The organism is Burkholderia sp. Bp8998 (genome assembly GCF_003854235.1).
GTDB lineage: Bacteria > Pseudomonadota > Gammaproteobacteria > Burkholderiales > Burkholderiaceae > Burkholderia.
The window spans coordinates 33,167-44,480 of sequence record NZ_QTQF01000051.1 but is presented as its reverse complement, the minus strand read 5'-3'; the positions used below and the strand labels follow the sequence as shown (position 1 = coordinate 44,480).

The 11,314-nt window shown below is 68.7% G+C and carries 5 protein-coding genes; all 5 read left to right on the top strand.

The annotated features are described in order from the left end of the window. The first annotated feature begins 194 nt into the window (after nt 1-194). The 5 genes from uca to DIE06_RS33235 all read left to right on the top strand — a co-directional run bounded on the left by uca (nt 195) and on the right by DIE06_RS33235 (nt 11,224). Nucleotides 195-3,782 carry an urea carboxylase gene (gene uca, locus DIE06_RS33255; protein ID WP_124665069.1) on the top strand — a complete coding sequence of 1,196 codons (3,588 nt, stop codon included), beginning with the start codon at nt 195-197 and terminating at the stop codon, nt 3,780-3,782. Then, nucleotides 3,779-5,689, top strand: a complete 1,911-nt coding sequence (gene atzF, locus DIE06_RS33250) for an allophanate hydrolase (RefSeq protein WP_124665068.1) — start codon at nt 3,779-3,781, stop codon at nt 5,687-5,689. Before uca ends, atzF begins: the two co-directional genes overlap by 4 nt. A 64-nt stretch (nt 5,690-5,753) precedes the next feature. Next, a complete protein-coding gene (locus DIE06_RS33245) occupies nt 5,754-6,728 on the top strand; it encodes an ABC transporter permease (RefSeq protein WP_124665067.1) in 975 nt (324 codons plus the stop codon). Nucleotides 6,729-6,773: 45 nt separating this feature from the next. Further along, on the top strand, nt 6,774-7,682 hold the full coding sequence (locus tag DIE06_RS33240) for an ABC transporter ATP-binding protein (protein ID WP_124665066.1): 909 nt from the start codon (nt 6,774-6,776) through the stop codon (nt 7,680-7,682). Nucleotides 7,683-7,768: 86 nt separating this feature from the next. Beyond that, nucleotides 7,769-11,224 carry an adenylate/guanylate cyclase domain-containing protein gene (locus DIE06_RS33235; protein ID WP_124665065.1) on the top strand — a complete coding sequence of 1,152 codons (3,456 nt, stop codon included), beginning with the start codon at nt 7,769-7,771 and terminating at the stop codon, nt 11,222-11,224. Nucleotides 11,225-11,314: the final 90 nt, after the last annotated feature.

Below are 11,314 nucleotides of genomic sequence, written 5' to 3'. Positions count from 1 at the left end.
CCCTTGGGGCGGCCCGGCGGGAGGCTGAATGAACGACCCCCACGCTCACTATTGTTCGCTGCCCCCCGAGGGGGCGGTTGCCCCCCTTGGGGCGGCCCGGCGGGAGGCTGAATGAACGACCCCCACGCTCACTATTGTTCGCTGCCCCCCGAGGGGGCGGTTGCCTCCCTTGGGGCGGCCCGGCGGGAGGCAACATGAGATTCACGAAAGTCCTCGTCGCGAACCGCGGCGAAATCGCGTGCCGCGTGATCCGCACGCTGAAGCGGCTCGGCATCGCGTCGGTCGCGATCTATTCGGATGCCGATCGCGATGCGCGTCATGTGACGCTCGCCGACGAAGCCGTGCGGGTCGGCCCCGCGCCGGCGGCGGACAGCTATCTGAACATCGACGCGATCCTCGCCGCCGCACGTGAAACGGGCGCGCAAGCCGTGCATCCCGGCTACGGCTTCCTGTCCGAGCACGCCGGCTTCGCGGATGCATGCGAAGCCGCGGGCCTGCGCTTCATCGGGCCGCGCGGCGATCAGATGCGCGCGTTCGGGCTCAAGCACACCGCGCGCGCGCTCGCCGCCGCGCAGGGCGTCGCGCTGCTGCCGGGCACCGGCCTGCTCGACGACGTGGCGACGGCACTCGCCGAAGCCGCCGCGATCGGCTATCCGGTCATGCTGAAAAGCACCGCGGGCGGCGGCGGGATCGGCATGTCGCTGTGCCGCGACGCCGCGCAGCTGGAGGCGGCCTTCGAATCCGTCGTGCGGCTCGGCAACGCGAACTTCGCGCATGCGGGCGTCTATCTCGAGAAGTTCGTCGAACATGCGCGGCACATCGAAGTGCAGATCTTCGGCGACGGCCGCGGTGATGCGATCGCGCTTGGCGAACGCGATTGCTCCGTGCAACGGCGCAACCAGAAGGTGATCGAGGAAACACCCGCACCGGGTCTGACCGATGAAGAGCGCGACGCGCTGCACGCGAGCGCGGTGCGGCTCGCCCGCGCGGTCGGCTATGCGTCGGCCGGCACGGTCGAATTCGTGTTCGACGCGAACGCGCGGCGGTTCTATTTCCTCGAGGTGAATACGCGCCTGCAGGTCGAACATTGCGTGACCGAAGCGGTGACGGGTGTCGATCTCGTGGAATGGATGATCCTGCAGGCCGAAGGCGACCTGCCGCCGCTCGACACGCTCGCCGTCACGCCGCGCGGCGCGAGCATCCAGGTGCGGCTTTATGCGGAGGATCCGCACAAGCAGTTCCTGCCGAGCGCGGGCCTGCTCACGCACGTCGCGTTTCCGGACGACGTGCGTGTCGACGGCTGGATCGACGCGGGTACCGAAATCAGCGCGCATTACGATCCGTTGCTCGCGAAGCTGATCGTGCGCGGCGATACGCGGCGCGACGCGCTGGCTGCATTGCAAGCCGCGCTGGCGCGTACCGAACTGTACGGGATCGAGACCAACCTCGACTACCTGCGCGCCGTGGTCGGCTCGGACACGTTCGCGCGCGGCGCGCCGACGACGGCATTCCTGTCGCGCTTCGCGTTCGCGCCGCACACGATCGACGTGCTCGACGGCGGCGTGCAGACCACCGTGCAGCAGGCGCCCGGGCGCGTCGGCTACTGGAGCGTCGGCGTGCCGCCGTCCGGGCCGATGGACGATCGCGCGTTCGATCTCGCGAACGCGCTGCTCGGCAACGCGCGCGATGCGGCCGGGCTCGAATTCACGATGGTCGGCGCGACGCTGCGCTTCAACACGGCGGCGCTGTTCGTGCTCGGCGGCGCGCCGCTCGCGGCCACGCTCGACGGCGCGCCCGCGCCGTTCTGGCAGGTGCTGCGCGCACGGCCGGGCACGGTGCTGAAGCTCGGCGGCGTGACGGGGGCGGGTGTGCGCGCATGCCTGGCCGTGAAAGGCGGGCTGCAGGTGCCCGACTATCTGGGCAGCAAGGCGACCTTCACGCTCGGCCAGTTTGGCGGCCACGCGGGGCGCGCGCTGCGCAAGGGCGACGTGCTGCATCTGCACGCCGACGCGGGGCGTGGCGACGCGGGTGCGATGCTGGCCGCGGCCGACATTCCCGCGCTGACGCATGCATGGACGCTCGGCGTGCTCGACGGTCCGCACGGCGCGCCGGATTTCTTCACGCCCGACGACATCGCGATGCTCTACGGCACGCAGTGGACGGTCCATTACAACTCCAGCCGCACCGGCGTGCGGCTGATCGGCCCGAAGCCGCAGTGGGCGCGCGTGGACGGCGGCGAGGCAGGCCTGCATCCGTCGAACATCCACGACAACGCGTATGCGATCGGTGCGGTCGATTTCACCGGCGACATGCCGGTGATCCTGGGCCCCGACGGTCCGAGCCTCGGCGGCTTCGTCTGCCCGGTGACGGTCGTGCGCGACGAGTTGTGGAAGCTCGGGCAGTTGCGCCCGGGCGATACCGTGCAGTTCGTGCGCGCCCGCGTGTCACCCGCGCATGCCGCCGCGGTCGTGCCGGCGGCACCTGCCGGCGCGCCGGACGATTGCGTGCTGCATCGCGACGCGTCGGCCGGCGGCGGCATCGGGGTGGTCTACCGGCGCTCGGGCGATCGCAACGTGCTGGTCGAATACGGGCCGCTCGTGCTCGACCTCAACCTGCGCTTTCGCGTGCACGCGCTGATGTGCTGGCTCGACGCGCACCGGCTGCCCGGCATGCTCGACCTGACGCCGGGGATTCGCTCCCTGCAGGTGCAGTTCGACGCGCGGACGTTGCCGCTTGCCGCGCTGCTCGCGCATCTGCAGGCGGCCGAGCGAGAATTGCCCGACGTGGCCGACATGCGCGTGCCGAACCGCATCGTGCATCTGCCGCTGTCGTGGGACGACCCGTCGACGCGCATCGCGATCGAGCGCTACATGCAGTCGGTGCGGCCCGATGCGCCGTGGTGCCCGAGCAATATCGAGTTCATCCGGCGCATCAACGGCCTGGCGAGCCTCGACGACGTCAAGCGCATCGTGTTCGACGCGCGCTATCTGGTGATGGGGCTCGGCGACGTCTACCTCGGCGCGCCGGTCGCGACGCCGATCGATCCGCGGCACCGGCTCGTGACGACGAAGTACAACCCCGCGCGCACCTGGACGCCGGAGAACGCGGTCGGCATCGGCGGCGCGTATCTGTGCGTGTACGGGATGGAAGGGCCCGGCGGCTACCAGTTCGTCGGCCGTACCGTGCAGATGTGGAACCGCCACCGCACCACGCGCGAATTCGAGGCCGGCAAGCCGTGGCTGCTGCGCTTCTTCGACGAGATCCGCTTTTACGAAGTCGGCGAGGCCGAGCTGACCGCGCTGCGCGCGGATTTCATCGCGGGCCGTGCGGCGCTGCGCATCGAGGAATCCGTGTTCGATCTGGGTGCCTACAACCGCTTCCTGCGCGACGAGGCGGATTCGATCGCGACGTTCAAGGCCGCGCAGCAAACCGCGTTCGAAGCGGAGCGCGAGCGATGGCGGGCGGCTGGCCACGCGGAGTACGTCGGCGACGCGGAGCAGGTCGACGCGCAGGCGGCGCGGGCAGCGGGTGCGCTCGACGACACGCAGCGGGCGATTGCCGCGGACGTGTCGGGCAGCGTGTGGAAGGTGCTGGTCGAGGCGGGCGAGCGCGTGACGGAAGGGCAGGTCGTCGCGATCGTCGAATCGATGAAGATGGAGGTGGCGGTGACGGCAACGGAAGACGGCACGATCGAGACGATCGATTGCGCGCAGGGCGCGGCGGTGGTGGCCGGCCAGCGGCTGATGGTGATGCGGGCGGGCGCGGCCGAGGCGGTCGCATGAGCACGACGGAACGCTCCATCCTGCCCGGGCTGCGCTCGATTGCCGCGCTGCGTGCGCGCTATCAAGCGGGCGACCTGACGCCGCATGCGCTCGTCGACGCGATCGCCGCGCATGTCGACGCGGGCGACCCGCATCATGCGTGGATCCGGCCACTCACACGCGCGGAGATGACGCGGCATGCCGACGCGCTCGCCGGGCGCGACATCGCGTCGTTGCCGCTCTACGGCGTGCCGTTCGCGATCAAGGACAACATCGACCTCGCCGGCATCCCGACGACGGCGGCCTGCCCGGCCTATGCGTATACGCCGGCACGCAGCGCGCCCGTCGTCGAGCGGCTGATCGCGGCCGGCGCGATCCCCATCGGCAAGACCAATCTCGACCAGTTCGCGACCGGGCTCTCGGGACAGCGCTCGCCGTACGGCGCGTGCCGCAATGCGCTCGATCCGCGCTATGCGTCGGGCGGGTCGAGTTCCGGATCGGCGGTAGCGGTCGCGCTCGGCGTCGCAACGTTCGCGCTCGGCACCGACACGGCCGGTTCCGGGCGCGTGCCGGCCGCGTTCCACGGGCTCGTCGGGCTCAAGCCGACGCGGGGCGTGCTGAGCACGCTCGGCGTGGTGCCGGCCTGCCGGTCGCTCGATTGCGTGTCGGTGTTCGCGCACTCGCCGGCGGATGCTCGGGCGGTGTTCGACGCCGCGCATGGCGTGATCGACGGCGATCCGTACGGGCGTTCATGGCAGCCGCTGCCGGGCGCGGACGGCCTGCGCGCGCATCCGGTGCGGCCGCTCGGGCAATCGCGCTTCGGCGCGCCGCGTGCCGATCAGCTCGAATTCTTCGGCGACGAATCGTATCGCGCGGCGTGGGGTGCAGCGCTCGAACGGCTGCGCGCGACCGGCGCGCGGGTCGTCGAGATCGATTTCGGCCCGTTCCTGGCCGCCGCGCGGCTGCTGTACGAAGGCCCGTGGGTGGCCGAGCGGCTCGCCGCGATCGGCGCATTCGCCGCGCGGGAACCCGATGCGCTGCATCCGGTGATCCGCGAGATCCTCGGCGGTGCGTCGCGCTTCAGCGCGGCCGACGCGTTCGCGGCATTCGACCGGCTCGCGGCGCTGCGCGTCGAGGCGGGCCGCGCATGGGGCGGGCTCGATGCGCTCGTGATGCCGACCTCGGCGACGACCGCGACCGTCGACGCGCTCGAAGCCGACCCGATCGGCGTCAACTCACGCTTCGGCTACTACACGAATTTCGTCAACCTGCTCGACCTGTCGGCGATCGCCGTGCCTGCCGGCCGATGCGAAACCGGACGGCATGCGGGCCTGCCGTTCGGGATCACGTTCGTCGGCCACGCGCACGACGATGCGCGATTGCTGGATTTCGCACAGGCGTGGGCCGACGGCATCGTCGCCGCGGGCGATGCGGCTGCGGGTGATGCCGGGTCACCGGCACCGGACGTACCTGCGCCCGGCGTGTTGTCCGATGCGTCGCCCGATGCGTCGCCCGGCGTCGTGCGCGTGGCCGTCGTCGGCGCGCATCTGCGTGGCGAGCCGTTGAACGGGCAGCTCACGCAGCGGGGCGCGCGTTTCATCGCCGCGACGACGACGGCGGCCGCCTATCGCCTCTACGCGCTGTCCGCGGCGGCATGCGGCGGCGTCGCCAAGCCGGGCCTCGTACGCGTGCCGGACGGCGGCGCGCCGATCGCGGTCGAGATCTGGGAGATGCCGGTCGATGCGTACGGCAGCTTCGTCGCGGGGATCGCGGCGCCGCTCGGCATCGGCACGCTGACGCTCGCGGACGGCTCGCGGGTGCAGGGTTTCCTGTGTGAAGGCGCGGCGCTCGACGATGCGCAGGACATCACGCGCTTCGGCGGCTGGCGGGCCTACCGCGCGCAGGCCGCCAGCGGCGCATTGCAATGAACGCCCGGTCGCGCGTTGCCCGGGCATCCGCGCGACCGGCACCCGAAACGATACGGAGATTCCCATGTCAATGACCCGCAACACGACCGGATGGCTGGCCGTGCGCCGCGAACTGACGACGCGCGGCAAATGGACGCTCGGCCTCGCGTCCTTCCTGCTGCCGTTCGCCGTCTGGTGCCTGATCAGCTATGTGCCGTTCGTCTGGCATCCGCAAATGCGCATCACGAATCCGGGGAGCGTCGACTATTTCCAGACCGGCATGCAGATCGACCGCGACGTGTTCGACGACGAACTCGCGCAGGCGCGTGCGACGCACGCGGCCGTGCCCGAAGGCGTGCGCGCGAACCCGGTGTACCTGCCTGCGCCGCACCAGGTGCTGCGCGCGTTCTACACGGCGTTCACGACGCCGCCCGCATCGCGCGACGGCGTGTGGCTGCACGAGAGCCTGTGGCACAGCATCCGGATCATCTTCTGGGGCTTCGTGATCTCGTCCGCGATCGGCGTGCCGGTCGGCATCGTCTGCGGCACCTTCAGTGCGCTCGCGCGGCTGCAGGAGCCGTTCCTGGAGTTCTTCCGCTACCTGCCGGCGCCGGCGTTCGGCGCGCTGATGGTCGCGATTCTCGGCATCTACGACGCGCCGAAGATCGCGATCATCGTGATCGGCACGCTGTTCCAGCAGGTGCTGATCATCGCGAACACGACGCGCAAGCTCGAATACGGGCTGTTCGAGGCCGCGATGACGCTCGGCACGAAGAAGCTGAAGCTGCTCACGCACGTCGTGATTCCCGGCGTGCTGCCGGACCTGTATCGCGACCAGCGGATCCTGCTCGGCTGGGCATGGACCTATCTGATCGTCGCCGAACTCGTCGGCACGAGCTCGGGCATCACGTGGTACATCAGCCAGCAGGCACGCTACCAGCATTTCGACAACGTGTACGCGGCGATCCTGATGATCGGGATCATCGGTCTCGGCACCGACATCGCGCTCGGGCTGCTCGGCCGCAAGCTGTTTCCGTGGGATCGCACGCTGAAGGCGTGACGCCCGTTGACGCGCATCCATCGACCGATTTCCGTAGAGGGCATCATGCAGAATCCGCAAGCCGTTCCCGATTACCTGATTCAATCCGACGCGGTGCGCGAACGCTTCGCGCGACTGAAATCCCGCGACGTGATACTCGACGTGCGCCATGTCGGCAAGCGTTTCGCGACGCCGCAAGGCGAGTGCGTCGCGCTCGACGACATCAGTTTCCGTACCCACCGTCGCGAGTTCGTGTGCGTGATCGGACCGTCCGGCTGCGGCAAGTCGACGCTGATCCGCATCCTGGCGGGACTCGACGCGCAGACGAGCGGCGAGGTGCTGCTGGACGGCAAGCCCGTGCAGGGGCCGGGCGCCGATCGCGGGATGGTGTTCCAGGGCTATACGCTGTTTCCGTGGCTCACCGTGAAGAAGAACGTGATGTTCGGACTGCGGATGAACGGCAGCAGCAGCGGCGAGGCTGAACGCGAGGCGCTGCAATGGCTCGATCTGGTCGGGCTGACGCGTTTCGCCGATGTGTATCCGCATCAGCTATCGGGCGGCATGAAGCAGCGCGTGGCGATCGCCCGCGCGCTCGCGAACCGTCCGCGCATCCTGCTGATGGACGAGCCGTTCGGCGCGCTCGACGCGCAGACGCGCGCGCGGATGCAGACACACCTGCTCGACATCTGGCGCAATATCGACGTGACGATCCTGTTCATCACGCACGATCTCGACGAGGCGATTTTCCTGGCGGACCGGATTCTCGTGCTGAAGGCGAACCCGGGGGGCGTCCAGGAACTGATCGAGGTGCCGGTGGCGCGGCCGCGGGAATACTCGCAGGTCAATACGCCCGAATTCATTGCGACGAAGGCGCGGCTCGAAGCGCTGATCCATCCGAAGGAAGCGGCGGCGGACGACGAGGGTGTCAAGCCGCACATGATCCGGATGACGGACGTTTCGGACAATGTCGAGTAGCGGGAATGATCGGCTTGCCGGCCTGATTCCGCGGGGAGAGTGGCGCATAATGTTTTGAGATCGACCCTTGGCTGGAAGAGGGTTTTATGCGCTGCACAATCTGCGGATCCGAGAACCCTCCCGGTGCGAGGTTCTGCCAGGAATGTCAGGCCGTGCTGTCCCGCACGTGTCCGCGTTGCGGGCACGAGGCGGAGCCCGCGGCCCGCTTCTGCAGCCATTGCGGGACGTCGCTGGCGGCGCCTGCCGCTGCGCCGCCATTGTCTCGACCCTCGGGGCAGGCGCCGTCACCCACCCCGATTCACTACACCCCCGATCATCTTGCCGAGCGGATCCGTGCCGAACACGCGGCCATGGAAGCGCGCGGCGAGCCCGCCGGCGAGCGCAAGACCGTGACCGCGCTGTTTGCCGACATGGCCGGGTCGACCGCGTTGATCCACGATCTCGATCCCGAGGTCGCGCATCGCCTGATCGTGCCCGTGGTCGAGCTGATGATGGAAGCGGTGCATTACTACGAAGGGTACGTCGCCAAGTCGCTCGGTGACGGCATCCTCGCGCTGTTCGGTGCACCGATCGCCCACGAAGACCATGCGCAGCGCGCGCTCTTCGCCGCACTGCGCATGCAGCAGGCGATGCGGCAGCATGGCGACCGCATTCGTCTGCAGGAAGGCATTCCGCTGCAGATTCGCGTCGGCGTTCACACGGGCGAGGTGGTCGTCCGTTCGATCCGCACCGACGACTTGCACACCGATTACGATCCGCTCGGGCATACGATCCACATCGCGTCGCGGATCGAGGGCATCGCCGCACCGACGTCGATTCTCGTCAGCGAGTCCACCCACAAGCTGGCCGAAGGCTATTTCGAGTTCAAGGCGCTGGGGGCGACGCAGCTCAAGGGCGTTCCCGCGCCGCTGTGCGTCTACGAGGTGCTGGGCCTGGGCGCGTTGCGCACGCGCCTGCAACTGGCGGCGCACCGCGGTCTCGCGCGGTTCGTCGGTCGCGAAACGGAGATGGAACACCTGAACCGGGCGCTGGAGACCATGAGGGCCGGGCACGGGCGCGTGGTCGGCGTCGTGGGCGAGGCCGGCGTCGGCAAGTCCCGTCTTTTCCACGAGTTCAAGGAGCGTTCGCGGCGCGGGGCGCTGGTGCTGGAGACGTTCTCGGTCTCGCACGGCAAGGCGTTTCCCAATCTGCCGCTCATCGAACTCCTGAAGAATTATTTCCAGATCACGGCGCAGGACGACGAGCGGCGCTGCCGGGAAAAGGTCATCGGCAAGGCGCTCGCGCTCGAGCGCGGTTTCGAGGACCTCGTGCCGTACGTCCTCTATCTGCTTGGCATCGGCGAAGGCGGGCCGGTACTCGTCGAGATGGATCCGCAGATCCGGCGCGAGCGTACCTTCGACGCGATCAGGCAGCTGTTCGTGCGAGAGAGCCGGAACCAGCCGGTCCATCTGCTGTTCGAGGATCTGCAATGGCTGGACCGCGAAACGGAGGCCTTCCTCACCGACCTGATCGACCACGTGCCGGACGCACGCATCCTGCTTCTGGTGAACTACCGGCCCGAGTATCGGCCCGCGTGGGCGCACGCCGCGCATTGGAGCACACTGCGGCTCGAACCGCTCGGCCCCGCCGATGCGCAAGGGCTGCTGGCGGCGCTGCTCGGCGAGGACCGCTCGCTCGTGCCCCTGAAGCAGCTCATTCTGGAGAAGACGGAGGGCAACCCGTTCTTCATGGAGGAAGTGGTCCAGACGCTCGTCGAGGAGCGGTCGCTGCTCGGCGATGCCGGGCGCTATCGTATCGTGGAGACGCCCGCGACGCTGCACATTCCGACCACGGTGCAGGGTGTGCTCGCCGCCCGGATCGACCGGCTGCCGATCGAGGAAAAGGAACTGCTGCAGGCACTCGCGGTGATCGGTCACGAGTTTCCGTTCAGCCTGATCCGGCGGATTTGCGGCGAGGAGCCGGCGCGGGACGATGAACTGCGGCGCCTGCTCGCGCATCTGGAAGCGGCGGAGTTCATCTACGAGCGCCCCGCCTTTCCCGAAGTCAATTATTCGTTCAAGCACGCGCTGACCCAGGAAGTGGCCGGGCGCTCGTTGCTCACGGAGCGGCGTACCACGCTGCACGAGCGCACCGCGCAGGCGATCGAGGTGCTGTTCCCGACGCGCATCGCCGATTACTGCAGCGAACTGGCGCACCACTACAGCCAGAGCGGCAACATTCCCAAGGCAGTCGAATACCTGCATCGTGCGGCCCAGCAGGCATTGCGCCATGCGGCCCATCACGATGCCATGAATCACCTCGGCGCGGCGCTTGCGCTGCTGAAGCGCTTGCCGGACACACCCATGCGTGCGCATTGGGAACTGGCGCTGCTGCTTTCCCTCGGCCCGGTCCTGATGGATGTGCGCGGGTATGGCTCGACGGAGGTGGGCGAGACCTACCGGCGCGCGCTCGAATTGTGCGAGCGGACGGGCGAGGTATCGCAACGCTTCGCGACGCAGCTGGGATTGCGGATACACCATGTGGTGCGCGGCGAGTATGCGATCGCGAGCGCGCTGGGCAAGCAGATGCTCGATACGGCGCGGGAGGCGAATGACCCGGGCCTGCTCGTGGAGGCCCATAGCGCACTGGGCGGGTGCCTGTTTCTGCAGGGCGATTTCGGCGCGGCTCGCGCGAGTCTGGAAGAGGCCCTCGCGATCTACGATCCGAAGCAGCATCAGGCGCACGTCTTCACACACGGGGTGGATCCCGGCATTCGGGCGCTCAGCTACCTCGCGTTGACGTTGTGGTTTCAGGGATATCCGGAACAAGCGCTCAAACGCAGCGGCGAGGCACTCGCGCTCGCGCAGGGTCTTTCCTACGGGCCGTCCCTGGCGTTCGGCCTGACCTACGCGGCCCACTTGCATCTGCTGCGCAGGGAGCCGGTGCGTGCCGGCGAGCGTGCGGATGCGGTCATCGCCGTATCGGCCGAGCACGGATTGCCTTACTGGCTCGCATGGGGGACGCTCCTGCGCGGCTGGGCGACGAGCGCACAGGGAAACATCCAGGACGGCATTGCGCAGATGCGGCTGGGCCTCGATGCGCTGCGGGCCGCCGGCGGCGAAGACCTGCGGCCGTATTCTCTCGCGTTGCTCGCCGACAGTTACTGGCGCGCGGGCGACGAGCGCGCGGCACGGGACAGGCTGGACGAGGCGATGGCGATCGTCGAGAAATCCGGCGAGCATTGCTACGAGGCCGAGTTGTACCGGCTCTCGGGAATCCATCTGGCTGGCGGCGCAGGCAAGCAAGGCACGGCACCCGAAGGTGACGACGAAGCTGTCGATGACTTTCAAAGGGCGATCGCAAGCGCACGCCGGCAGGGTGCCCGATCGCTCGAATTGCGGGCGGCGTCGGACCTGGCGCGGCTATGGCAACGGCAGGGGAAGGTTGCAGAGGCAAGGCAAGCGCTGTCCGAGGTGGTCGGCTGCTTCACGGAAGGCTTCGATACACGCGACCTGCGCGAGGCGAAAGCGCTGCTGGATGAATTGGACGCGCGCACGGGATGAAGGGAACGACGGCGCACGGCGATGTAACGCGTGACGACGTGCGTTCCATGACCTGCCGCTGCGCCGCATGCGCGGCGCGCCGAGGAGACG